This is a genomic window from Sulfurospirillum diekertiae, assembly GCF_002309535.1.
GTDB classification, from domain to species: Bacteria; Campylobacterota; Campylobacteria; order Campylobacterales; family Sulfurospirillaceae; genus Sulfurospirillum; species Sulfurospirillum diekertiae.
On record NZ_CP023275.1, the window covers coordinates 1483856 to 1509868 of the forward strand.

A 26013-nucleotide genomic window follows, 5' to 3' on the forward strand; every position below is an offset into this window, starting at 1 on the left:
ATATCGATTGAACATGCTATTACAAAAATATTATTAAATATATCAGTAAGAAGACTAAGTACTATATCTTAAAACAAACAATGCAAAAGTAAAATAAAAATTACAAAATTCAATTTGGAGTATTTTAAATTTGCAAGTAAAAAAAGTTTTTTGACTTTATAATAACTATCAATATGACATTGAGTATCTTAATAATACAATGTAAGTAAATATATTTATCAGGAATAGGTACAGTGAACTTTGTACGAGTGCCGATGAACTTCAAGGCAGAATGGATGCAAGTGAGTATAAAAATTATATATTTACTTTACTATTTTAAAATATTCACAGATAAAAAAAGATGATGCAAGCAGTTTAATAGAAGTGCCAGAAAGTGCAAGTTTTATGATATGGAAAAGCTTGTAGTTGACAAGATCAACAAAATCATCTCAGCTCTTGCAGAAGCAAATAACTTAAAATGTGTCATCGATAAAGCTGATTTTAATGACAAAACTAAGCTTGGCGATTGCAAGAACTCTATCAAAATATTTAACAATCTTGAGCTTGATGGCAACACCGCAGAAGGCAATGATATACTTGGTAATACGCTACTTTGCAACAGAATGTGGCAAAAGTAAAAGACAGTTTTATAGACCATCTGAAGTCTCCAATATTATATCGCAAATTATCGTCATAAAGAAAAATACCACTCAAAATCAAACGATTTATAAAACAAAACATGTGGAAGTGTGTCGCTCTTTTTAAAAGCCTTTTCTAATTCTTTTAAATTTAAGTTTATTTTAACATTCCTATGAGACATTGGTTAGTTCTTTTATCTAAAATACTATTGATAAAATTTATTTAAAGGAACTTACCATGAAAAAGACGCTTAGTCTGCTTGTTAGTAGTGTTGCGCTATTGGCTGTAACAGGAGGTGCATTAAACGCATCTGAACAAATTGCAAAATATGACAATTTAAATCATGTTGTCAACCCGGATGGCAAAAAGGCATATGTCTTAAACTATGTTGAAACAGCGGATGGAAAGCCTGATAAAAAACTAACAATTAATATTCCAGAACTTCCCTACAAAGCCAGCTTCAATTTATGTCCAAATGTTGAAGAAGCAGATAAATGCAAAGGGTCTGTCTTTGTTAGAAAAAATGACGCTGAATTTTTAGTAGACTACAATGTAGTATTTTTAGACAGCATGAAAGACAAAAAACCAGCTATAACACAAATTGAGAGTACAGAGGTCCCAATGGCTCTAAATGTCAAAAGCGATGAAGAGGAATTGTTTCTTTACCAAACATTGAGCGTTCACAACCGTTATTGGATGTTAAAAAACAAATAAAACCTTGTGAAGAAGTGGGTTTTAACAAGAAAGAGCCTGCTTCTTTTTAAAACATTGCTCTTACCTTTCTATTTTTCTATTTTAACATCGTTTTTAAGCCATAAAACTTAATCAAAAGTGCCGTCCCTCTTTTTGAAGACTTAATATATCAATACATTCAGATTATGATTGTGTACTTGAAGATGAAATACTCACGCTTGAGAGTTACAGATTTATTATGCGTTTAAACTTTAAAGCTTGAAATTTTGAATCAATGGATAAACAACTCATCAGAAACTATTTCATCATTAGCGGCAAAAGAGCGATTGATTAGCAAAAAGTGTATTAAAAAGAAAAAAATACTCTTAAATTTTGAGCTTGCAAAACAGCCTATTGAGTGTATAAAATATATCATCGTTCATGAGATGATTCATCTACTTGAGCGATACCACAATGATAATTTTAAATCTTTGATGGATAAATATATGCCAAATTGGATTGAGAGAAAAAAACTCCTTGAATATTATCCTCTTTGTTGCTGTTGATTGAAATAATTATACTGGAGTTTTTACCCTAAATAATGCTCTGAGATATTAGCTCTTTCATGTTTCATGGCCCAAGAAACCTCCTGAAGAGCTTGTACGTAAGAAAGCCCACCAATAACTTGAATTTTAAAAAATCGCTCTTGTGCGTAATTCCATCGTAATCCATGAGTCGCATCATATTTTTGCCCTGTCTGATTTGCTGCTTTTTTAAGAGCTAATCGATACTTATTTTTATTAATAATGAATTTTGAGTGTTGTATAAGATAAGCTTTTAGCTCTTGATAAGTTTCAACTTTAACCGATAAGTTCCCTGGCTTTCCTCCTTTCTCAACATCAAATATTCTTCCTTTTTGCATAGCCTCATATGTGTCGTATTCGTAGCCTTGCAGTTGAGGCACGCTAGAGTATGTATCATCTACTCTTGCATACTCAATAGTGTCACTTAGCGTATTATCTTTTAACTTATGCGTTTGCACTCTCATATATTCATCAATACGTAAGACCCCTTCTAATCTAGCCCCTGATTCATATTGAATTTTTGCAGCAAGTTTGTACAAAGGATCTTCAATAGCATTAATAAGTGCTTTGGGGTTTTCATAAATGCGTGAAAAGTTAGGATCAGCACTGGTCTCTATCACGAGTTTGTGTTTTCTTGCATCATTAAGGATGGTTTGGCGAATGCTAAAATCGTATACATAGTGCGTATTCGTTGCATATCTTTGTTGTTCTTCAATAAATTTCTCATGAAGCATTGTTAATGCATGTTCAAGCTTACCAATTGCGCAACTAATGGTTTCAAGATATTGTTCACTTACTCCTTGAAATACCTTTTTCATCATAAAGCCCATGATATACTCTGGGGTAAGCTTTTGAAGATCTTTAATGCCATAGTTGTCTTTTACATAATTACCTAATTGATTCCATATCTCTCTATATGTTTGAATCGTCCTAGTATTGGCTAGCTCTCCAGTTTGTTTTTGAAGAGCCTTGGATAGTCCTGGATGAAAAATGACTTCTGAGAGTAGTCCTGTTTGGTATTCAATTTTACTTCTCATTCGTACACCTTAGGTGTTTTGAGTTTAAATGATTTTTCACTGTAAAAACATTCGACACTTTCATTGAGTGCTTCTTCAACGATTGTCCCACTATGTAAATAGTAATGCAATTGTCTTACCAAAATACGACATTCAACTTTACATAATGTTTCAGCTAAGATAAAATTCTTTGCTTTCCTATCAAACACTTCGATACAAATATTGGTTGGCTTTTTAGGGTGCAAATAGAGCTTGATTCCATTCGCTCTTTCATAATTAAATATGGCATAGTTCTTTTGACTCATAAGCTGGGAATGGATAAATGCCAGTAGAATCTCTTGAAAATGAATAATGAAGATACGATTCACCAAAGGTGTTGTTCTCCAATAAAGTGTATCTATTTCGTAATAGGGATGACTTTTTTGTAACACATACCCACTCTCAATTTTTCCATTTTTCCCAGCACTGGTTGGGATAATCTTATTTTCTGGGATTTCTATTCTATCTGTAGCAAGATAAAACTCTTGAATCAATGGTATTACATGTAAACTCATACGAACTCCTTATATAGTTTTTTTGTAAAGATAAAACCCTATAGATACTATTCGTTTTAAAAAGCATAATTTTTAAAAATCACTCTTTACTTGCCTTACAGCATATTTAAGATCTTCAACTTTTTGTTTTATGTTGGGATAAAGTCTGGCTATAAGAGTATGATCTACTTTGAAAGAATGGTGTTTTGCTAAAAAGGCCTTTACTTTTGGAAAACTAAAATGTTCTTCTTTAACTAAGCGATAGACCAAAGGGGCATAGTGTCCTAATAGCTTAGACGACTTGGTAACCTTTTTCTTTTTGTGGGCTGCTAATGTCACTTTTATTTGCATGTTAAATTTCTCCTCTAGGGTAGTTAATTCCTTTGAATGCTTTTTTGCAGAACCAAGGTGTAAGGTATGGTAATGTGCTTCAAGGGAGAATAGAAGCGCACTATGTAAAAGATGAGAGCGATTTAGCTTAGAATCATTTCGTGATTTAAGAGCGTAGTAACGCTCTAAACTATTTTCCAAAATTTCACATTGCGTTACATCTGGTATTTTTGAAAATTTCCGTAAAAGCTGCTCTTGGGTATATGTTTTCAAGAAATATTATTTAGATTTATTTTGTAGATTTATTTCATAAGCTATAGGATCTTTTAAATATTCCATTAATTCACTTTCCCTCCACCGTGGGCTCCTAGAGCCTAAATAGATGGGAGAAGGCGCTTTTTTTAATTTCATTAGATTGCGCCAGCTACCTTCTTTTTTATTAACTATTTGAAGTACATTTGCAAGACGATATAATTTATCCATTTTTTATTCCTAGTATGATATATTTTTTTACAAAATAAATCTGCATTTATTGCGGTATAATATTGTATATTTTATTAATATTAGCTTATAAATGCAGTTATTTGCATATTTTACGGTTTATTTATACTACTTTAACTATTTAATTATATGATATTGTCTAATACTTCACTTAGATGATAAAACTTTTTTATCATTCCTTGCCTTTTTTGTGATATAATGATGTAATTAAGAATTTAATGCGCTTTATTCGCGGTATATTATTGTATTTAAATTTAATAAGCTTTAAAAGGGGATATATGCAGTTTAATGCAAATTATTTTATCGACCGATTACTTGATTACTATAAAGTTGCAACCATTGTTGCACTATCTTCTAAAATGCAAATATCGCAACAAACTATAACGTCATGGCGGACACGTAATTCTGTTTCAGCAATTCGTAAAAAGTGCCGAGAATTAGGTATTTATCACGATATTTTTAATAATTTAATATCTTCAAACAATAATTTTCAAAATGCAAATTTAAGTGGCGGTGCTACTGGAGTTGAAATTGGCTCCATAAACAAATCAATTCATTCTATTGCGAATAATGATTTTGGTTGTGATGATCTTGTCAAATCTCTTGTTAAAGAGCTTTGCAAGAAATATAAAGACGATATGGACACTCTTAAAACTTTATTGTTTCAACTAACTCTCCAGAAGTAAAAAAATGGATAATTCAGATATTACTACTTCTATTGATACGATAAAGAATGATTTTAGAGATGCAAATTTCCAAGATGAATCAGCAGGGGTTAAATTAAATAATTGCAAAATCAACTTATTGACTAATCAATTTAATTTCCCAAAACTTCATTGCATCTTTGATAAACCAAAATTTGATTCTCAAAAATTTATACAAACTGGGGCACATACTCTTGTCTATTTTTTAATTATTATTGTTAGTGCTTTTTTGATTTTAGTAACTGTATTCGATTCGCAATTTAAAAATTTAAAAGATTTAGAACCTTATCTTGTAAAAATTCTAATTGATTTAATTATGTTGGTTTTGGTACTTGTGGCTTTTTTTGAGGTTTTCTATCGAAAATATAAAATAAATTTTTCAAATAAGCTATGCTCTATTATTAGAAAAAGTTTTCTTTTCTACATTTTACTTTTTACTTTTTTAACATTATTATATATTTATTTTGGTTTGTACAAGTTTGCATTGCTATTTTTTATGGCCGCCACATACACTTTAGTTATTTTATTTCTGGTAAAAAAATAACTATAGTAGTTTTAAATTAATTTGTTTAAATACTTAACTTCAACTGGTCTAAATAATCACTCCACCATTGCATTAATATCTTTCTTTCTTTTAAATATTCAGCATGATTGTATGCGGCTTTTACACCAGAGCGTTCAGCGTGAGCCAATTGCCTTTCTATAGCATCACTATGAATTCCATGCTCACTGATTTGTTCATGTAAGATTGTTGAAGCCATTGCGCGAAATCCATGATAGACAATTTCTTCTTTTGAATATCCTAACCGTCTCAGAGCATAGTTAAGCGTGTTTTCACTCATTATTTTTATATTAGAGATTGAAGAAGGGAAAACATATAGACTACAATGTGCATTAATTGAATATGCGTGTTTCAAAATTTCTATTGTTCGATCTGTAAGTGGAACAATATGAGGAGCTTTCATTTTCATTTTAGCTGCTGGAATTCTAATTTCTCTTTTTTCAAAATCTATTTCTTTCCACTCTAATGATCTTATATTAGAAGACCGTAAAAAAATATAAGGTGAAATCATCAAAGCTAGTTTAGTGTTAATATCACCTTTGTAGCCATCAATAGCGCGGAGGAGGGCACCAACTTCTTGTGAATCTGTTATTGTTGGGAAATGCCTACGCTCTTGCGCTTGAATAACCATACTTTTTTCAATATCGGCAATAATATTATGCTCAACAATTTGCATAGTAACAGCATAACGCCAAATATTATTGAGCATGTTTAAAACTCGATCAGCTACTTCAAAAGCACCTTTATTTTGGATTTCTTTTAATATAGCTATTACTTCTAAACGACTAATTGTTTTGATATCCTTTTGCCCAATACTAATATATACATGATTAACTAAAAAGCTTTTTTTCTTTTGAATAGTTGTTTGAGCAAGTTTTCCAGCTTTTATATTAAACCATTCTTCTGATATATTTTGTAGAGTTGTACAATGTGCCAATTCTTTTTTATTATCTTTACGCTCTTGAGACGGATCAATGCTCTTGAATATTTTTTCTTTTGATTCCTGTCTTAACTTTCTAGCTTGTGCAAGTGTTATTTCTGGATATGTTCCAAAAGAGATTGTTTTTCGTGTACCTTGAAATCTGTAATCAAAACCCCATCTTTTATTTCGTTCTTTTTTAGACCAAATAATAATATATAGTCCATCACCATCATAAAGTTTATAGTCTTTTTCTTTTCGCTTAGCATTTTTTATCTGCATCTCAGATAGCGGTATAATCGACTTAGCCATGATAAATGACAGTACCTCACTTTATTTTTTTTGTAATTGTAGCATGTACTGTCAAAAATACTGTCATATATTTTGAATGTCAGTAAATTTATCTGATGTTATTTGAAGGTAAATAGAGCACATAAAGCGCTATTTAAAAGGGTTTTATGAGGTTAAATGAACTTTTATGATTGTGTTTAAAAGAAGAGATGGTACCTGAGGCCGGACTCGAACCGGCATATGTCTCCATACTAGATTTTGAGTCTAGCGCGTCTACCAATTTCACCACTCAGGCACTGTAAATAAGAGTTGGAATTATACAAAAAAAAGCTTAAACATCAGTAAAACTGAATGTCTAAGCTTTTTGAGGTGAAGAATTAAGCTTTTGCTACAACGTCTTTAAGTTTTTTACCAACTTTAAATTTGACAGCTGTTGTTTTTGCAACATCAACGACTCTGTTTGTACCAGGAACTCTAGCTTTTCTAGCTGCTCTTGTTGCAGTACTAAATGTACCAAAACCGATAAAGCTTACGTCTTTGCCAGCAACTAGTGCTTCGCTGATGGCTTCTAAAGCTGCATCAATAGCTTTTTGACTATCTTTTTTAGAAAGACCCGCTTTCTCAGAGACCGCTTGGATAAATTCCGCTTTTTTCATTGCTCATTCCTTAATATAAAGTGTTTGTGTGAGGATTGTACAATTTTTTTTAAAAAAAGACAATAATTTTTTTTAAAAAGTTAAAGAATATGCCCAAAAAGTCGATATTTTATACAAGGAATTAAAATTGCTTAGGTGATTAAAGAAAATCTTTGGAGTAAATCATGAGAATCACAAATTCACTTTTATTTAACACATCCATTCGTAACTATCGTAATGCTACAGAGAAATTGTACAATATTAACCAACAAATTGATAGCAAACTAAAGATACAAAACAGCTATGAAAACACAAGTGTATATGTAGATGCTATGCGTCTTAGTAATGAGGTCGATACATTGGACCAATCTAAACAAAGTAGCTCTAAAGCCAAAACATTTGCAGATAATACGGATTCAGCTTTAAGTAGCTTCACTTCAGCCTTGGATCAATTCAAATCAAAATTGGTTCAAGCTTCAAGTACTTCCAACTCAACAACAAGCTTACAAGCACTTGCAAATGACTTACAAGGTATAAAAGATAATTTAGTGAGTTTAGCAAATACTTCGGTTAATGGTCAATTTTTATTTTCAGGTTCAGCATTATCTCAAAAACCAATTGCAACTGATGGAACCTATCAAGGAAACTCCGAAAATTTAACTGCAGTGATAGGTTCTGGCGTTCAATTACCATACAACATTACAGGACAATCTCTCTTTTTAGGAAAAGATTCAGACTACAATAGGGTTGTTTCAACGAATGTATCAATGTATAATCAATCAAAATTACATCCTGATATTATGACTACAAACACTCAAAATACAACCTCTTCTCAAGTCTATTTACAAGAGTCGGACACCATTAGAGATCTTGTTGGCGATACTAACAGTAGTGCAACCGATGATGGTAAAGCGGTTTTCTATCTTTCTGGTAGAAAAAGCGATGGTACAACTTTTTCAAACGTGCTCTCTCTTGATACAAGTTCAAAAGTTTCTGATTTACTTCAAAATATTGGCAATGCTTACGGTAATACAGCATCCAATAAAGTTGTAGATGTTAGTTTAAATGCTCGAGGGCAAATTGAAGTAAAAGACCTCAAATCTGGAAGTCAACTTTTAGATATGAATATCTTTGGCGCCATTGATCGGAATGCTCTTCCTGGTGAAACAGGAAATGCTAAACAAATCATGAATGTAGATAATTTATTGACGCAACCGAATGTGGACATCATCACATTCAATAAAAGTAATTACGAGACAACTGCATCAAGTCCTGATTTGACGATGCGTTCTGTTTCCGTAACAGCAGGTACATTTGCCATAGATTTTCCAATGCAAAACAAAACTGATTCCAGTATGACATCGACAACACTTCTTAGTAGTGTTTTTCCTTCCGATGTTGATCATTTAGATTTTGGTGCGACATCCTTTTCAACAAGTGGAAAAACCGTACAAGATTTGATGACAGCAATTGAAACAGAGTATGGATTGGGTGCTGGTTCTGTTACTGTCTCCAATGGCCGTATGTTAGTCAATGACCCTACCAATACATTTAGTACCATTATTCAACCTAAAAATGCGGTCAACACATTAGCTCATGGTGATGCAATTCCTGATGCAATGAATTACGCACGAAGAGGTTTTGAAAAAGACGGTAGTACACTTTCAAGTAATATTTCACAAGTAGTCAAAAGTACAAGCGATTATGCGACATCAAGTACAAAACTTGTTGATGTTGCAGGTGTGAGTAGCCTTAACGGTAAACAAATGGTTCTAAACTATACTGATAAAAATGGTATACCAAGAACAGGTACTTTGAATCTAGATATTTCGAATACAACATTTTCAGTAGATTTAAATGGCGATGGGAATACGACAGGTCAAAATGAGACTTTCTCTATCTATAATGGTAGTGGTGATCCTTTAAATTTAAATACAATGGCTGATAATATGACGTATCAACAGCTTAATGACCTCATTAGTATGGCAACTTCAGGTAATCTACCTAAACAAGGTGTTTCAACAACCGCACAAACAGCGATTAATAATGCCATAGCTTTTGGTGTTGCAGGCGATGCTGCAAACCTTGCAGCACAAACAACCATTGCAAAAACGGGTATTTCTACCGAAACTGCTAGTTACATTCAAAAAGCTATTGATGCTGGTATTATAAGAGATAATCCAACATCAACACCCGCTGAAGTAACCAAAGCAACAAGTGATTATAACAATGCTATCGGTAATGCAAATCTTGCTGAATATAACTTTGCTTTAAGCACTGCAAAAAATAGTGTTGATGTAAATCTCGATTCACAAGGTAAAATTATTATCAAAGATAAAACAGCATCTACATCAAAGATTGATTTTACAATGTATGATGCAAGTGCTACTGACTTTACAGGTGTTGGAAGTTCTGCATTGACCTTTATGGCAAACAATTCGGTAACAATTTCCAATCCATCCATCGATATGTTTAAGCAGCTTGATGAGATGATAGCAGCGGTGCGTTCAGGCACATTTCGTATGGACTCAACATCGGATGATCCACGCAATATTGGTATTCAAAACGCATTAACACAACTTGATCATATTGCGGATCATGTCACAAAAGCTCAAACAAAAATTGGTGCGTTAACCAATGCGTTAACGGATGCAAATACACGCTCTGAAATGCTTAGCGTTAATGTAAAAGCTGTCCAAGACAGTGTTATTGGGGTTGATACAGCAGAAGCATACTTAGAATTTCAGTCAATCAATACCGCTTATCAAGCAATGTTATCGACTATGTCGAAGATAAATTCAATGTCACTGTTAGATTACATGTAATAATTTGTTATAATATCAATACTATTATTACATGTAAAGGATCTATTATCTTAAAAGAGACTTTTTTTATTATTTTTATTGCTATTGTCCTTTTCTTAGGAGTAGCAACTATTTTACCTGATGCTTCTGTTGTTGGAAAATTTGGTGCATATCTTGGGAAATTAAATCAAAATACATTTGGTTATATTGCTTTTCTCTATCCATTCTTGTTGATTTTACCTTCTTTTACACTTTACAAAGAGAGTAAACTTACAGAACGTCGTATTGGAGTATTTCTTGCTTCAACGATTCTTCTATTTGCTTTTTTAATGGCTCAATCTATTATTATCAAAAACGAATTACATGGTACTTTTGGTCGATCAATCGTTGATATGTTAATGGCTTCTATTGGTATTATGGGAGTCTGGCTTTTTATTGTTGCCATTTTTTTACTTTCAATGACACTGCTTGTTGAATCAAGCATTAGTGATTTTCTAACCTTTATGAAACCAGCATTTACCAAAACAAAAATTAAAGAGTACAAGGGTGAAGAGGAAGAAAAATCTATCTTTGAAGAGAAAAAAACAAAAAGCAGTAGTAAAAAACAGACATCTTTTAGCGAACCTAAAATCATTTTAAATGATGATACTCCTGATGAAAATCCAGCTATTATCACGCCCCTTTATCCTGAAAATGAAGAGCCTCACAAGCCACTTGTTCGCCTTAAAAGCGCTAAAAAAGTCGAGATTCTCAGTGAAGTTGCGGAAAACACTAAGTTACTTTCAGAAATTGATCAAGGTGAATGTGATAAACCAAAAGATTTTAAACTACCACCACTCTCTTTTTTGGCCAATCCTCCTGCAAAAGCTATACATGTTAATGAAAGCGAAATTGACCAAAAGATTCAAGATCTTTTAGAAAAACTTAGACGCTTTAAAATCGAAGGCGATGTGGTACGAACTTACTCAGGACCCGTGGTTACAACCTTTGAGTTTAAGCCGGCACCTCATGTGAAAGTTTCGCGTATTTTAACGCTTCAAGATGACCTTGCTATGGCATTAAAAGCGAAAACAATTCGTATTCAAGCGCCCATTCCAGGAAAAGACGTTGTGGGAATTGAAGTACCAAATCAAAAGATAGAAACGATTTATCTTAAAGAAATTTTAGAGAGTGAAATTTTTAAAAAATCTTCATCACCACTAACAATCGCTCTTGGTAAAGATATTGTCGGCAATGCTTTTGTTACTGATTTGAAAAAGTTGCCACATTTATTGATTGCAGGAACAACCGGCAGCGGTAAAAGTGTGGGCATTAATGCAATGTTACTTTCTCTTTTATACCGCAATTCACCGGATACGTTACGTTTTTTGATGATCGACCCAAAAATGTTAGAATTTTCAATTTATAATGACATTCCTCATCTTTTAACACCTGTTATCACAAAACCTAAACAAGCCATTATTGCACTTGCCAATATGGTCAGTGAGATGGAGCGACGTTATCAAATTATGAGTCGTTCTAAAACTAAAAATATTGAAAATTATAATGAAAAAGCCAAGAGTATTGGCGTCGAACCACTTCCTTATATTGTCATTATTATTGATGAATTAGCAGACCTTATGATGACCAGTGGCAAAGATGTTGAATTTTATATCGCACGTTTGGCACAAATGGCACGCGCAAGTGGAATTCACATTATTGTTGCGACACAAAGACCTTCCGTTGACGTTGTAACAGGTCTTATTAAAGCAAACTTACCTTCTAGAATTAGTTTTAAAGTAGGGCAAAAAATCGACTCAAAAGTCATTTTGGATGCCATGGGAGCAGATTCACTGCTTGGAAATGGCGATATGCTTTTCACCCCTCCAGGCACTTCTGGACTCATTCGTTTACATGCTCCATATACCAGTGAAGATGAGATTGACCGAGTGGTTGAATACCTCAAGAAACAGCGCCCCGTCGTATACGACGAGAGTTTTCTTAAAGAGAGTGAAGAGGGATTTTCATCTGCCTCTGGTAGTAAAGATAGTGGTGAGTTGGATGAGCTTTTTGATGATGCAAAAGCCATTGTCCTTAATGAAAGAAAGAGCTCAATTTCTTATATTCAAAGAAGATTAAATATTGGCTATAATAGAGCTGCAACGATTGTAGAGCAACTGGAAGCCATGGGGATCCTTTCATCTCAAAATGCTAAAGGTCAGCGCGAAATCATTGTTTAACGAATCAATCACATACAAGGAGTCAGTCACAATGAGTTTTTTCCAAGCGTATGAAGCAGAAGTGAATGAAAGAGCAAAGTTAGGTGTTCCTCCTTTGCCTCTAGATGCTAAAAAAACAGCAGAGGTAGTCGAGCTTTTAAAAAAAGAAGAGGGTGATCAAGCCTTCTTAAGTGATCTTCTCGCGAACAGAGTTCCACCAGGAGTTGATGAAGCTGCGTATGTTAAGGCTGCTTTTCTAAATGATGTTGCACAAAAAAAAGTTACATGTAAAGCAATTTCACCTGTTTACGCCATTGAACTTTTGGGAACCATGTTTGGTGGATATAACGTTCAACCTCTTGTTGATGCTCTTAGTTCAAAAGACGATACCGTAGCACGTGCAGCTTGCAATGCTCTTAAACATACTGTGCTTGTTTATAGCTCATTTAATGATATTGAAACTTTAGCAAAAACAAATGTCTATGCCCAAGAAGTGATGACTTCTTGGGCAAATGCAGAGTGGTTTACCACAAAACCAACTATCTCAGAAAAAATTACCGTAGCCGTTTTAAAAGTATCAGGTGAAACCAATACCGATGATCTTAGTCCTGCAAGTGAAGCGTTTACAAGAAGTGATATTCCTCTTCATGCCAATGCAATGCTGGTTAAAAGACTTCCTGGTTCCAATGAAAAAATTAAAGAGTTGATTGCCAAAGGGCATGAAGTTGCCTATGTCGGTGATGTTGTAGGAACGGGAAGTAGTCGAAAATCAGGTATTAACTCTATCCAATGGTGGATGGGACGTGAAATCCCCAATGTCCCCAATAAAAAAACAGGGGGGTTGATTTTAGGATCTACCATTGCGCCTATTTTCTTTAATACAGCAGAAGACAGTGGAGCTCTTCCTATAGAAGTTAATGTTGAAGGCTTAGAAACAGGCGATCTTATTGATGTCTATCCTTTAGCCGGTAAAATTGAAAAAAATGGTAAAGTCATTGCAACATTTAAACTTTCACCCAATACCTTGGCAGACGAATACCGTGCTGGTGGTAGAATTCCTCTTATCATCGGTCGAGGCTTAACCACGAAAGCAAGAGCAAGTCTTGGAATGGGTGCAGAAAATATTTTTGCAAAACCAGAACAACCAAGTGAACAAAAAGGGGTAGGATATACACTTGCACAAAAAATGGTCGGACGTGCCTGTGGCGTTGAAGGTGTTCGTGCTGGTATGTATGTTGAACCCCATACACTTACTGTTGGAAGTCAAGACACCACCGGACCAATGACGAGAGATGAGATCAAAGAGCTTGCTGCTCTTGGTTTTAGTGCGGATCTTGTGATGCAAAGTTTCTGTCATACTGCCGCTTATCCAAAACCAAGTGATGTTAAACTTCACCATACATTACCTGCGTTTATCACGTCTCGTTCAGGTGTTAGCCTTAAAGCAGGAGATGGTGTTATTCATTCCTGGCTTAACCGTATGGTCCTCCCTGACACGGTAGGAACAGGTGGAGATAGCCATACGCGTTTTCCTATTGGTATTTCGTTTCCAGCGGGTTCTGGTCTTGTTGCCTTTGCTGCCGTTACAGGGAGTATGCCTCTTAATATGCCTGAATCAGTCTTGGTGCGTTTTAAAGGTGAAATGCAACCTGGAATTACGCTTCGTGACCTTGTTAATGCTATTCCTTACTATGCAATTAAAAAAGGGTTGCTCACTGTTCCAAAGAAAAACAAAAAAAATATCTTTGCAGGACGTATTTTAGAGATCGAAGGGCTTCCAAAACTCAAGGTTGAACAAGCATTTGAGCTTAGTGATGCTTCGGCGGAGAGAAGCGCAGCGGCATGTGCTGTAGCATTAGATGTTGAACCAATCGTTGAATACCTTAAATCGAACATTACACTACTTGAAGCAATGATTAAAGCAGGCTATCAAGATGCTAAAACGTTGCAAAGACGCGCCGATAAAATGAAAGCGTGGATCAAAGATCCTAAACTTCTTAAAGCAGATGCCAATGCACAGTATGCTGAAGTCATTGAAATCAATCTTAATGAAATCAAAGAGCCAATTCTCGCTTGTCCAAATGACCCCGATGATGTTGCCACACTCAGTGAAATCCTTTCCGATGACAATCGCCCTAAAAAAATCGATGAAGTCTTTGTCGGAAGCTGTATGACCAACATTGGTCACTACAGAGCCCTTGGTGAGGTTCTTCAAGGTGAAGGAAAAGTGCCAACAACCCTTTGGGTCGCACCACCTACTAAAATGGATAAAGAGCAACTCACTGCTGAGGGTTATTATTCTATTTTTGGTACTTCGGGTGCTCGTATTGAAATCCCAGGTTGTTCACTCTGCATGGGTAACCAAGCCAATGTTAAAGAAGGTGCTGTTGTCTTCTCAACATCCACCAGAAACTTCGATAACCGTATGGGACCAAACTCTAAAGTTTATCTTGGTAGCGCAGAATTAGCAGCCCTTTGTGCACTTCTAGGCAGACTGCCAAGTGTTGAAGAGTATATGAGTTTAGTGCCTAAAAAATTGGCGGGTAAGACAGATAAAGTCTACAAATATCTCAATTTTAATCTCATAGAAAATTACGAACTCGCAAATTAATATCCCACAAGCCACTCAAATTGAGTGGCTTTTACTTTTTACATGTAAGGACTCTTTTGACTATACAAAAAAATTGTATTGTAACACTCGACTACACTGTTTTTGACACTGAGAACAACCTTTTAGACAGTGGTGCACAATCACTTGTGTATCTTCATGGTGGATACGGTGATATATTTGAAAAAATTGAAAAAGCCTTGGAAGGCAAAAGTGTAGGAGAAAGTATTCATATGCAATTGTCTCCTAAAGAGGCATTTGGTGAGTATAAACAAGAACTTGTATTGATTGAAGAGCGAAGTATGTTTGAAGATGATCTTGAAGTAGGGCAAAATGTTGAAATGGTTTTTAGTGAAGATGCCGATGATGAGATAATGCTTTCATATACGGTCATTGAAATTTTAGAAGATCGCGTTATTTTGGATGCAAATCATCCTCTTGCTGGTGTAACAATTCTCTTTGATGGAACAGTCATTGGTGTGCGCGAAGCCACAAATGATGAAATTGAGAAGAGACTCTTCAGTCATGAAGAGTCTCTATCTGTCATGCAAAATTAACGCAATTTTTCTTCCAAATTTTCAACCACTTGATGCATTTTATACAGTGAGTCCGGATTTAGAGAGATTGAATCTATCCCATTTTGAACTAAAAACTCCGTAATTTCAGGATAATCAGAAGGTGCTTGCCCACAAATACCGATGTATTTTCCTCTTGCTTTACACGCATCAATCGCCATTTTTAGCATTGTAGTCACAGCAGGGTTCCGCTCGTTAAAAATATGAGCAATCATACCACTCTCTCTATCTACGCCTAAAACAAGTTGGGTAAGATCGTTTGATCCAATCGAATAGCCATCAAAGATATTTAAAAAGTCATCCGCTATGATGACATTGGCGGGTATCTCGCACATCGCATAAATTTTCAACCCATTAATACCTTGCACTAATCCTTGAGCGTTCATAATACCGATAACCTTTTGTCCTTCTTGAGGCGTACGCACAAAAGGAAGCATGATAATAATATTGGTAAGTCCCATATCCTCTCGCGCACGCTTGAGTGCTTCACACTCCCACGCATACGCCTCCTTGTAACTTTCATCATAGTATCTACTTGCTCCACGAAAGCCTATCATCGGATTTTCTTCGACCGCTTCGTAAGCAAGACCTCCTAGCATATTGCGGTACTCATTACTTTTAAAATCACTGGTGCGAATGATGACAGGTTTTGGAAAAAACGCCGCAGCTATCATCCCTACGCCTTCACTAATCTTTTGGAGAAAAAACTCTTTAGCATCTGTATAAGGAGACATGAAAGCTCTGATTGCATCCTCATCTTGCACAGGATTTCCTTTGTGCATATTCACCAGTGCCATCGGGTGGGCATTAATGGAATGGGTCATAATGAACTCCATGCGAGCCAGTCCTACGCCATCATTGGGCATTTTGGCAAAGTTAAACGCTTCGGCTGGATTGCCCACATTCATCATCAGTTTGGTCTTCGTCTGCTTTAAAGAACTGAGGTCTATCGTTTTACATGTAAAGGCAATTTCACCTTCATATATATGTCCTTCATCGCCCCCAGCGCAACTAACAGTCACTTTTTGAGTATTGCTTAACACTTCGGTTGCATTACCACAACCGACTACTGCTGGAACGCCAATCTCACGCGCAACAATAGCAGCATGACACGTTCTGCTGCCTCGATTGGTCACAACGGCTGAAGCTTTTTTCATGATAGGTTCCCAGTCAGGATTGGTCGTATCGGCAACCAAAATATTGCCTTCTTTGAAAAGGGCAAATTCGGAGGTGTTATGAATGACTTTGACTTCGCCACTGCCGATTTTATCGCCAACAGCTCGACCAGAGGTAATAAGCTTCAAATCTTTGGTACTACTCAAGGCATATTTTTCGATGGAGATGTTATTCTGGAGTTTACTTTGAACCGTCTCAGGGCGTGCTTGAACGATGTAGAGTTTGCCATCTAAGCCATCTTTCGCCCACTCAATGTCCATAGAACGTTTATAATACTCTTCAATAATCAGTGCTTGATGCGCTAAAATCATCACTTCTGTATCCGTGATGGAAAAATGATTTTGCTCTTCTTCTGTAGTGGGAACATTGATGGTATGGGTTTCATCACTGTAAAGCATTTTCTCTTTTTTACTGCCTAAAGAGCGTTTTAAAATGGTATTGAGCCCTTTTTTAAGGGTTGGTTTAAAAACAAAAAATTCATCAGCATTGACTTTTCCGCTCACCACATTTTCACCTAGCCCCCAGATGGCATTAATTAAAATGAGATTTTCTGAACCGCTTTCTGTGTCGATGGTGAACATAATGCCACTACTGGCAAGATCACTTCGTACCATTTTTTGAATACCCACAGAAAGAGCCACTTTAAAATGGTCAAATCCTCTGCTGGTTCGATAACTAATGGCTCGATCAGTAAATAAAGAAGCATAACACTGTTTGACACTTTGTATGAGTTTTTCAGGGGAATTAATGTTGAGAAAGGTCTCTTGTTGACCTGCAAAACTAGCATCGGGTAGATCTTCAGCCGTTCCTGATGAGCGCACTGCAACATCAATATGTTCTGAACCATACTCTTGCGAGAGCATGTGATAAGCGCTTTGTAACTCTTTGATAAGTTCAGCTGGAAGCGTTGAAGCCAAGATAAGCTCTCTGATGGCAAGACCACGTTTTTGAAGCGAAAAAGTATCGGAAATATCCAACCCTTCTAAAAGTTTTTCGATTTTTTCTTTAATACCGTTTTCTTTAAGTAACAAATGATACGCCTCGCTAGTTGTTGCAAAACCATTGGGAACTTTGATGCCTTTGGTAGATAGCTTTTGGTACATTTCACCGAGACTAGCATTTTTCCCACCTACAAGGGGAATATCGCCGATATGAAGTTCATTGAAGAAACGAATGTAGTGCATAATAACCTCCCATAAGAAAAGTTATATCTATGGTAGCACAAAATAGAATCAGGAGTGCTATAAAAAAGAGATTACATGTAAAGTGAAAATGAAGAGTATTTCAAAAGCCCAGAGGGCTTTTGAAACGGATAGGAGCAAATAACAACACTTTAGAAGCTATACATAATGGATAAATACCCAGCAATTTGATAATGGTCATCTACAATAGGACTTTTATAAATCGTACTGTCAAAGTGCTTGTATTCAACATTTGCAATGATTGACCATGTCTCGCTAAAGGCAAATATTTGTGTTAATCCAATGAAGGGATTGAGAGCACCATCTGCATGATAGCTTGGGCGCAGAAGTGTTGCTTCTTTGGCTTTGACACCATAGTAATAATCGCTTTTCTTATCACTGAGGTATTCTAAGCCAGCATAGAGGGATAAAGCTGAATTTTTTGTCTCTAAAAGTGTGTAATTATACGCTGCGTTGAGAGTATATCCATCCGATGTATTGGTGACATCTTGCGATAGGGTAGTGCTTAAAAAGCTGTTTTCAAAATTGTATTTCATTCTGAGCCCACTCTCCAAGGACATATTGCGATTATCCATTCCTGCTAAATCGTGACTGTCTTTACTTTTATAGCCTGCAAGTACAGGAAGCACAATAACTCCAATTTGCAGTGTTTTGGTATCGTAAAAATTATACCCCATATTGATACCTTCAATAAAAGCACTTTTATACGTGAGTTCAATATCAGGTAAAGGCATCGTAACATTTGAAATACCTTTATAAGGGCTGGTGCTTGTAGTCACACCAATACCTACTTGCAATGATGTATCATCTGCCGCGCAAACGCTCGTTAACACCATACAGGATACTAACATCAATTTTCTTTTCATCAATCAAATCTCCATGGTTTATTTGTGCGGTATTGTATAAAAGAGTGATATATTTTTTATAGTAAAAAAGCGAACAAAGCATGTGGCTATTTAGTATATAATTCGATGATTATTTTAAGCTTTTTGAAGGAATACAATGTTTGTAGATACGGGAATGCCGCCTCAAGGCGATTATGCAAAAGCATTTCCAAAAAATCCATCTCTGTTACCCTATATTCATTCGTATGTTTCTATTATCAGCGAAGTAAAAGATACTCGTGAGCAGTATATTACACGCTTCTTTCCATCCTTTATGACGCAGTTTGTCTTTGATTTTTATGGAAGTTTGAATGAAGTAGTTGAAGAAGGAAGCGTTCAGCTCGATATTGACAAAGGGACGTATGTTAAAAGCGGCATTGGTACATGGATGGACTTTTTTCAAAAAGAGAGTGCCTCGTCCAAGCGATTAGTCAAAAGCTTTAAAGTAACGCTTTATCCGCAAGTTCTCTATGAAGTATTTGGTATTTCCCCTTTTGACATTCGAAATGAAGATTTGAGTATTAATGATATATGGGGAGAACACGAAGGAGAGTTGCTTTTTGAAGAGCTAGAATCTATGCCAACAGGAGATGGCATGATTGAGGTTTTTGAACGTTATTTTATGAAACAATTATCAAAAAAACATTTTTCTCAAAAAAATATTTCAAATTATCTTAAGAATGGACATGATTATACTTCGTTAAAACTCTTATCGCAAGAGTGCGGTTACAGTGAAAGGTGGATCCAGAAACAATATCTTGAAGTCTTTGGAGAATCCTTTAAGCACATTTATAATAATGCACGATTTATCAAAACGTTAAGGATGATGAATAGTGCCGTTTTACGAGGTGAAAATCATCTCAAATTTGTCTCCATAGCGTATGAGTGTGGCTATTTTGATCAGACACATTTTATTAAAGAGTTCAAAAAATTTACAGGGCTCACACCCTCTTATTATTTTCATACGTTTAGAGAAAAAATCCCACTTTCATGGCTTTGGTAACTATTTAAAATGATCGTTTTTGCTTATACCAACTATTTGCGCATACCAATGTCGTTCCTAGTAAAATAAGCGATGCAAACCAAAAAGAGGCATAAGGGTGTAAAAATTGGTTCATTCCATACGCAAGCATTGGACCAAGTGCCGCACCAAAGTCAATGAGTAACGAATACGTTGTCATAATTTTAATTCTTGCTCCGTTGTTTGATGCCGTATCAGCAGCTAAGGCATCCGCAATAGTTGTAAGGGAAGTTGCCGTTGCTTGGAGTAAAAGAAGTATCCCAATCCATAGCCAAAAAGGCAGATCAAAAGAGACCAGTGCAAATAAAATACTCGCTAATAATGTTGAGATGAGAAGAAGAGGGTATCGACCCGCTTTTCCATCCGTCAAACTACCAAATAAGGGAGCTAAAAACGGCTCAAATCCCCAACGAATGGCTTGAAGTATGCCAGCAAGTGAAGAAGCTCCCATGAGACATCCAAAGATCAAGACAACAGAGCCATTATGAATTTCAATCAAGTATGAGAGCGTGGATGTTACAATTCCTTGATAAATCAGGGCAAAAAACATCCCGATGCCTAGTACCGATAACACATTACGATTGCTCCACAGAGAAAAGTGTCTCTCATCTTCGACATGCCCAGCGACCATACCTTGCGCTGTTGGTTTAATGACGATAAAGACGATAGGTAAACAAGAGAGCGTTACGAGACTAAAGATAATTGATGTAGTGGTCAATCCATAAAAATCAGCTAAAAATCCTCCAACCAACATCCCCACTAAACTTCCAAGGCGATACAAGCCATTGTAAAGCCCCATACTTTTGCCTCTGGTCGCATCGGTTGCATATTCTAAAATCGTAAAATAAGCGCCCAATCTTAAAAATCCCCATGCAACGCCCCAAAGCGAACGTACGATCAAAAGCCCAACAAATCCTTGAATTAATCCATACGATAGCGTCGTACTAAATGCCAATAAAACTGCGATCAAAACACCGGTTCTCGCACTGATTTTTGTGTAAAGCCAGCCGATAAGAGGATTGAGTGGGAGTCTCACTAGACGGTTGATCGATAAAAGAATGCCAACTTGCCATAAAGACGTAAGACCTGCTTCCTCCCAGTGTGTCGGTAAAACAACGTAAAGCATTGAATCACCCACCAAACAAATAGCCGTAAGCAGGGCAATGATAACAATGGGTTTCTTTTGAAAAGTTTGAAGCATTTTGGGTTGCATAAAAACCAGCTGTAGGAATGAATTTTAAGCGTATTAAAAAAAGAAGCACAAAATCAAATGGTCGGAGTGACAGGACTCGAACCTGCGACCTCTACCACCCCAAGGTAGCGCGCTAGCCAGGCTGCGCTACACCCCGACACATTTAAGAATTTTGATTTTAACCAAGATAACCAAAAAGTTTTATTATAATAATAGATCTATACTAAGCGGATATACAACCGTTTTTATAAAAAACCAACAATGGCACTTCATGAAAGAAATTCTTTTAACGACCTTTAATGCGCGCTATACACATACATCTATTGCTCAACGCTATCTTTTTGCTAACCTTGAAGAGCTTCAAGAAAAAGCGAAAATTTTAGAGTTTGTCATCAACTCACAAGTCGCCGATGCCGCAGAAGAAATCCTTAGTTATAACCCAAAAATTGTAGGCATTGGTGCGTATATTTGGAACGCTTTGGAAGTACAAGAGCTTATAAGTATCCTCAAAAAAGTAGCACCTCATATTTTCATCGTTTTAGGAGGTCCTGAAGCGAGCCATTTCCCCCATCGTGTTGATTTTAGTGGGGCAGATTACATTATTCAAGGAGAGGGTGACATCGCTTTTTATGAGCTGTGTCAAACGCTTCTTGAGGGTCATAAACCAAATGAGCACGTCATCAAAGCGCCGATGGTTCATTTGAATGCCATAAAACTGCCATATGACTACTACACAGATCACGACATCAAAAACCGTTACTGCTACGTTGAGGCAAGTCGTGGATGCCCGTTTACCTGTGAATTTTGTCTTTCATCTGCTGATAAAAAAGTGCGGGACATCGAAATAGAGCGTTTCATAGGCGAGCTTGAAAAACTCTGGCAACGAGGTGTGCGTAATTTCAAGTTTATTGACCGTACATTTAACCTTAGCATTGAAAACGCAACGAAACTTTTGGATTTTTTTCTTGCCAAAACAGAAGCATGTTTTGTCCATTTTGAAGTTATCCCAGACCATTTTCCAAGCGCTCTAAGGGAAAAAATAGCACAGTTTCCTCCTGCAGCGTTGCAACTCGAAGTGGGTATTCAAACGCTTGATCCTGAAATCTCTAAAAATATTCATAGACGCCTCAACATTGCTAAAATCGAAGACAACCTTGCCTTTCTACAACAGCAAACGCATGCGCATTTGCATGTGGACCTCATTATCGGTTTACCAGGAGAAAGTTTAGAAGGTTTTGGTCGCAATTTAGACAAGCTTTATTCGCTGACACAGTGTGAGATTCAAATCGGCATCCTCAAAAAACTCTCAGGTACAACTATTTCGCGTCACGATGAGATCCACGGTATGAAGTATTGCGATAAGCCACCCTATGATATCTTGCAAAACAACCTTATCCCTTTTAAAGAGATGCAAAAGATGAAGCGTTTTGCTCGCTTTTGGGATATGGTGTATAACAGTGGTAATTTTAAGAAGAGTGCAATACACTTATGGCATGATGGCAAAGTGTATGATGGCTTTTATGCTTTTAGTGAATGGCTTTATACGCAAACAAAGTCTACATGGCAGATTTCATTGGATCGCTTAGCTGAACTCATCTTTCGCTATCTTTGTGAAGTTATGAAATATGAGCAAGAGTGTATTAAAGCGATGCTTATAGAAGATATTATGACGATTCGTGGGCGTAAAATGCCTTCTTTTTTACGCGAAAATTACGTTCAAGAGGAAGTGCATAAAGAGGGTACTTCAAAACTGAATAAACGCCAGTTAAAACATGCCACAGTATAATGGCAATTTTTTTAAGGAGGAATAATGAAAATTGATAAAAGTTGGTGGACGGATATTATAAGTGTCAGTTTGATTGGAGTTTCATTTTTGATACCAGCGCCTTATGCGCATTGGTCACTCTTAACAGGACTTTTTGCCTTTTCAGGCGCAGTAACCAATCAAATAGCGATTCATATGTTATTTGAAAAAGTACCTTTTTTATATGGAAGTGGCGTTATACAGTTGCAATTTGAAGCCTTTAAAGCTTCGATCAAAAATTTGATGATGGATCAGTTTTTTACTAAAGAACAGTTGGATGCTTTTTTTGCAAAAGAAGAAAAAACGCTTGATTTAAGCCCAGTGATTGCAGAAGTGGACTTTTCTCCTGCCTTTGATGCACTGACTAAAACGGTGATGGAGTCCTCATTTGGCGGAATGCTTGGGATGTTTGGAGGTGCTGGCGCATTAGAAGGACTTCGAGCGCCTTTTAGTGAGAAACTCAAAGATTCTATCATTGAAATTAGCGAAAGTAATGTATTTCAACAAAAAATAGCACAAACTATACAAAATTCATCACTTACTGATGATATGCTTATTACCATAGAGCAGATGATTGATGCTAGGCTAAATGAGCTGACACCACAGATGGTAAAAGAGATCGTACAAAATTTCATTAAAGAACATTTAGGTTGGCTAGTAGTTTGGGGTGGTTTTTTTGGTGCATTGATTGGTCTGCTTTCAACATTGGTTATTTAAGTATCGCTATGCAGATTTACAAAGTTTAAAATACATATAATTATATATAAAATAATACAAATAAAGGAGTTTTATGGAGTGTTCTTATTTTGGGGAATGTGGTAGTTGTACACTTTATACATTGGACTATAACGCGCAGTGTGCGCATAAACAAGCACATATGCGTATGTTATTTGAACCTTTACATGTAAAAGCATTTGACTTCTTTGTTTCTCCTTCTGAACACTACCGTGGACGCTCTGAATTTCGCATTTGGAAAGAGGGCAATACCATTCAATATGCCATGGGAACTATGGATAAAAAAGGTGCTATTTGTATTGATGTCTGTCCTAAAGTTGAGATGAAAATCTACACGTTGATGCCCAAGCTTCTAAAACAGATCGAAGCCTCTACGCTACTTCGTGAAAAACTTTTTGCTGTTGAGTTTTTAGCTTCTTCAGAGCATCTTTTGGTCACACTCATTTACCACAAACCTTTACATGTAGAGTGGGACGATGAAGCCAAAATGTTGGAGAAAGAGTTTAAAATTTTTGTCATTGGCAGAAGTAGGGGTATTAAGCGTGTCCTTACGCAAGATTTTGTAGAAGATCGTTTTGATATTGCAGGTAAAACTTACCGTTATCACATCATTGAAGGTGGCTTTTCACAACCCAATCGTTTGATGAATCAAAAGATGATTGGTTGGGTATTAGGTCATCTTGAAAACTGTGAGGATTTGTTGGAGCTTTACTGCGGTTATGGCAATTTTACCATTCCAATGGCGGGGAAATTTCATAAAGTTTTAGCCACCGAGATTTCAAAAACTTCCATCAAATCAGCGCTTCAAAACTGTGAACTCAATGATGTTAACAATATAGCATTCTTACGCATGAGTGCAGAAGAGCTGACATCTGCACTGAAAAAAGAGCGCGAATACAACCGCTTAGCGGGTATCAACCTTGAAGACTACAGCTTTAGTCATGTCTTTGTTGATCCACCCCGTTCTGGTATGGATGAAGCCAGCCTAGCGTTTATCTCTCAGTTTGAGAACATCATTTACATTTCGTGCAATCCAGAAACACTTAAGCGTGATTTGGAAGTTTTAACGTCTCAGTACGCCATTCTCCATTTTGCCCTGTTCGATCAATTTCCGAACACTGAGCATTTGGAGTCTGGCGTCATTTTAAAACGACTTTAGCCTTTTACATGTAAAAGGTTAAATCTTAAAGAGCGCAAGTTTAGAAGCAAGTGTATTAGAAAGATTCAAAAGCTCATCTGATGAAGTGTTAAGGTTTTCAACATCACTACTGTTTTGTAAAGATGATTCATAAATCTGACCAATATTTTTAATGATCGTTGCTGTATTTTGAGAAAGACGTTGAGAAACTTCCGAAGCAATTTGTGAAGCATCAGACGCCTCTTTGATGATCGTTTCCGTGTCGCTAATCTTAAGCTCAACCTCTTCAGAATTAATCGCCATTTGCTCAATAAACTTATAATTCTCACTCATCTGACCACTGGCATCCATAATGTTTTGCACAATCACATTAATCGTTGCATTAATTTCCGTCAGACTTCGTTGCGTACGTTCTGCCAGATTTCTAACTTCATCGGCAACAACGGCAAATCCACGACCATGTTCACCTGCTCGTGCCGCTTCAATAGCAGCATTAAGGGCTAGAAGATTGGTCTGATCGGCAATGTCAGCGATCACAGTGAGTACACTTTTAACTTGATTGGCATCCTGACTGAGTTGTTGAAGCCGATCTGACGTGTGCGATTCAACTTCAGAAGCTTGCTGAATATTGGCGACTAAATTTTTAATCTCTTGTGTTGTTGTATAGAGTGTTTGAGACGCATTAAAGATATTTTCACTAGTTTGCGTTGCGTTGAGTGTATTTTGTTCCAAGGTTATTTTCATAGCATCACCCAAATCTTTCGTCTGTTTGACAAAATCACGTTCTGCCACCATTCGTTTATCCACTTCGTGCGAAATGGCTGAAAATTGATTTGCCATAGTTGCACTCTCTGTAGACGTTTTTGTTGAAGCAACAATGGTACTATGAATCTTTTCAATAAAGTGATTGATATTTTCAGATAAATCTGCTATCTCATCTTTAGAATTAATTTGAATACGTTTGGTAAGATCGCCACTTCCTTTGGCAAGATCAAGTGTAATGATGGAGAGTGCATCAATAGAATTGGTCATACTGACAACCATAACACGGGTAAAAATGAAGAAAAACACCATTCCACCAACAGATCCAGCAATTAAAATCAATCGCTCTGTCCCTGTAATTAAAAATGAGACTAATATAATATTTGCCATAAAACCACATAAGGTTCCAATTGCTAAAAACCAGCCCTTCGTTTTAATCTTAATCTGATTCAAAAACATTAACTCTCCTTCTAAATATAAACCAATTGATTATAACAAATTCATACAATTAAAGCCATGGATAATCGCGCCAAAAGATTGTGTGTGCTA

Annotated in this window: 23 protein-coding genes and 2 tRNA genes; 13 read left to right on the forward strand and 12 right to left on the reverse strand. The window is 36.2% G+C overall.

Annotated elements, in window-relative coordinates; all coding sequences use genetic code 11:
* The first annotated feature begins 389 nt into the window (after positions 1 to 389).
* The 3 genes from SJPD1_RS14530 to SJPD1_RS07730 all read left to right on the forward strand — a co-directional run bounded on the left by SJPD1_RS14530 (position 390) and on the right by SJPD1_RS07730 (position 1856).
* The gene (locus tag SJPD1_RS14530; protein ID WP_025344718.1) at positions 390 to 617 is read left to right on the forward strand and encodes a hypothetical protein; all 228 of its coding nucleotides are present in this window, start codon (positions 390 to 392) and stop codon (positions 615 to 617) included.
* A 238-nt stretch (positions 618 to 855) separates the two neighbouring features.
* Positions 856 to 1332, forward strand: a complete 477-nt coding sequence (locus SJPD1_RS07725) for a hypothetical protein (RefSeq protein ID WP_025344719.1) — start codon at positions 856 to 858, stop codon at positions 1330 to 1332.
* A gap of 245 nt (positions 1333 to 1577) precedes the next feature.
* On the forward strand, positions 1578 to 1856 hold the full coding sequence (locus tag SJPD1_RS07730; RefSeq protein ID WP_202819545.1) for a M48 metallopeptidase family protein: 279 nt from the start codon (positions 1578 to 1580) through the stop codon (positions 1854 to 1856).
* Between the two features lie 23 nt (positions 1857 to 1879).
* On the opposite strand, the gene SJPD1_RS07735 is transcribed toward SJPD1_RS07730, so the two are convergent.
* The 4 genes from SJPD1_RS07735 to SJPD1_RS07750 all read right to left on the reverse strand — a co-directional run bounded on the left by SJPD1_RS07735 (position 1880) and on the right by SJPD1_RS07750 (position 4236).
* A complete protein-coding gene (locus tag SJPD1_RS07735) occupies positions 1880 to 2911 on the reverse strand; it encodes a hypothetical protein (protein ID WP_025344720.1) in 1032 nt (343 codons plus the stop codon).
* The gene (locus SJPD1_RS07740) at positions 2908 to 3444 is read right to left on the reverse strand and encodes a hypothetical protein (protein WP_069478043.1); all 537 of its coding nucleotides are present in this window, start codon (positions 3442 to 3444) and stop codon (positions 2908 to 2910) included. Before SJPD1_RS07740 ends, SJPD1_RS07735 begins: the two co-directional genes overlap by 4 nt.
* Positions 3445 to 3516: 72 nt before the next feature.
* Positions 3517 to 4026 carry a hypothetical protein gene (locus SJPD1_RS14445; RefSeq protein ID WP_138070107.1) on the reverse strand — a complete coding sequence of 170 codons (510 nt, stop codon included), beginning with the start codon at positions 4024 to 4026 and terminating at the stop codon, positions 3517 to 3519.
* 6 nt (positions 4027 to 4032) lie between these two features.
* Complete coding sequence (locus SJPD1_RS07750) at positions 4033 to 4236, reverse strand: helix-turn-helix transcriptional regulator (protein ID WP_025344723.1); 204 nt, start codon at positions 4234 to 4236, stop codon at positions 4033 to 4035.
* A gap of 296 nt (positions 4237 to 4532) precedes the next feature.
* On the opposite strand from SJPD1_RS07750, the gene SJPD1_RS07755 reads away from it, so the two are divergent.
* Complete coding sequence (locus SJPD1_RS07755) at positions 4533 to 4940, forward strand: helix-turn-helix domain-containing protein (protein WP_025344724.1); 408 nt, start codon at positions 4533 to 4535, stop codon at positions 4938 to 4940.
* A 4-nt stretch (positions 4941 to 4944) separates the two neighbouring features.
* Complete coding sequence (locus tag SJPD1_RS07760) at positions 4945 to 5502, forward strand: hypothetical protein (RefSeq protein WP_025344725.1); 558 nt, start codon at positions 4945 to 4947, stop codon at positions 5500 to 5502.
* 25 nt (positions 5503 to 5527) lie between these two features.
* Here the strand turns inward: SJPD1_RS07760 and SJPD1_RS07765 are convergent, their stop codons facing one another.
* The 3 genes from SJPD1_RS07765 to SJPD1_RS07775 form a co-directional block, all read right to left on the reverse strand.
* Complete coding sequence (locus SJPD1_RS07765; RefSeq protein ID WP_025344726.1) at positions 5528 to 6751, reverse strand: tyrosine-type recombinase/integrase; 1224 nt, start codon at positions 6749 to 6751, stop codon at positions 5528 to 5530.
* Between the two features lie 189 nt (positions 6752 to 6940).
* Positions 6941 to 7025: transfer RNA gene (locus SJPD1_RS07770), tRNA-Leu, on the reverse strand.
* 82 nt (positions 7026 to 7107) lie between these two features.
* Positions 7108 to 7386, reverse strand: coding sequence for an HU family DNA-binding protein (locus SJPD1_RS07775; RefSeq protein WP_087438656.1), 279 nt, complete (start codon positions 7384 to 7386; stop codon positions 7108 to 7110).
* A 164-nt stretch (positions 7387 to 7550) separates the two neighbouring features.
* Here SJPD1_RS07775 and SJPD1_RS07780 point away from each other — a divergent pair, with 164 nt between their 5' ends.
* From SJPD1_RS07780 to SJPD1_RS07795, 4 genes are all read left to right on the forward strand, one after another.
* On the forward strand, positions 7551 to 10190 hold the full coding sequence (locus tag SJPD1_RS07780; protein WP_096046654.1) for a flagellin N-terminal helical domain-containing protein: 2640 nt from the start codon (positions 7551 to 7553) through the stop codon (positions 10188 to 10190).
* 83 nt (positions 10191 to 10273) lie between these two features.
* Positions 10274 to 12388: an FtsK/SpoIIIE family DNA translocase gene (locus SJPD1_RS07785; RefSeq protein WP_096046655.1), complete on the forward strand. Its 2115-nt coding sequence runs from the start codon at positions 10274 to 10276 to the stop codon at positions 12386 to 12388.
* Positions 12389 to 12419: 31 nt separating this feature from the next.
* Complete coding sequence (gene acnB, locus SJPD1_RS07790; protein ID WP_096046656.1) at positions 12420 to 14978, forward strand: bifunctional aconitate hydratase 2/2-methylisocitrate dehydratase; 2559 nt, start codon at positions 12420 to 12422, stop codon at positions 14976 to 14978.
* 56 nt (positions 14979 to 15034) lie between these two features.
* On the forward strand, positions 15035 to 15532 hold the full coding sequence (locus tag SJPD1_RS07795; RefSeq protein WP_096046657.1) for an FKBP-type peptidyl-prolyl cis-trans isomerase: 498 nt from the start codon (positions 15035 to 15037) through the stop codon (positions 15530 to 15532).
* Here SJPD1_RS07795 and ppsA read toward each other — a convergent pair.
* Positions 15529 to 17910 carry a phosphoenolpyruvate synthase gene (gene ppsA / locus SJPD1_RS07800; RefSeq protein ID WP_096046658.1) on the reverse strand — a complete coding sequence of 794 codons (2382 nt, stop codon included), beginning with the start codon at positions 17908 to 17910 and terminating at the stop codon, positions 15529 to 15531. The genes SJPD1_RS07795 and ppsA overlap by 4 nt on opposite strands.
* A 149-nt stretch (positions 17911 to 18059) precedes the next feature.
* Entirely contained in the window at positions 18060 to 18794 is a 735-nt protein-coding gene (locus tag SJPD1_RS07805) for a MipA/OmpV family protein (RefSeq protein WP_096046659.1), read from the reverse strand.
* Positions 18795 to 18930: 136 nt separating this feature from the next.
* Between SJPD1_RS07805 and SJPD1_RS07810 the strand changes: the two genes are divergently transcribed.
* Positions 18931 to 19815, forward strand: coding sequence for a helix-turn-helix domain-containing protein (locus SJPD1_RS07810; RefSeq protein WP_096046660.1), 885 nt, complete (start codon positions 18931 to 18933; stop codon positions 19813 to 19815).
* A gap of 4 nt (positions 19816 to 19819) precedes the next feature.
* On the opposite strand, the gene SJPD1_RS07815 is transcribed toward SJPD1_RS07810, so the two are convergent.
* The gene (locus SJPD1_RS07815) at positions 19820 to 21046 is read right to left on the reverse strand and encodes an MFS transporter (RefSeq protein ID WP_096046661.1); all 1227 of its coding nucleotides are present in this window, start codon (positions 21044 to 21046) and stop codon (positions 19820 to 19822) included.
* Between the two features lie 58 nt (positions 21047 to 21104).
* Positions 21105 to 21182, reverse strand: a tRNA-Pro gene (locus SJPD1_RS07820).
* A gap of 114 nt (positions 21183 to 21296) precedes the next feature.
* Between SJPD1_RS07820 and SJPD1_RS07825 the strand changes: the two genes are divergently transcribed.
* The 3 genes from SJPD1_RS07825 (at position 21297) to trmA (ending at position 24723) form a co-directional block, all read left to right on the forward strand.
* Positions 21297 to 22811, forward strand: coding sequence for a B12-binding domain-containing radical SAM protein (locus SJPD1_RS07825; protein ID WP_096046662.1), 1515 nt, complete (start codon positions 21297 to 21299; stop codon positions 22809 to 22811).
* 24 nt (positions 22812 to 22835) lie between these two features.
* Entirely contained in the window at positions 22836 to 23546 is a 711-nt protein-coding gene (locus SJPD1_RS07830) for a DUF445 domain-containing protein (RefSeq protein WP_087438666.1), read from the forward strand.
* Between the two features lie 73 nt (positions 23547 to 23619).
* On the forward strand, positions 23620 to 24723 hold the full coding sequence (gene trmA, locus SJPD1_RS07835) for a tRNA (uridine(54)-C5)-methyltransferase TrmA (RefSeq protein ID WP_096046663.1): 1104 nt from the start codon (positions 23620 to 23622) through the stop codon (positions 24721 to 24723).
* An 18-nt stretch (positions 24724 to 24741) separates the two neighbouring features.
* Here trmA and SJPD1_RS07840 read toward each other — a convergent pair whose 3' ends face one another.
* Entirely contained in the window at positions 24742 to 25923 is a 1182-nt protein-coding gene (locus SJPD1_RS07840) for a methyl-accepting chemotaxis protein (RefSeq protein WP_087438668.1), read from the reverse strand.
* Positions 25924 to 26013 lie beyond the last annotated feature (90 nt).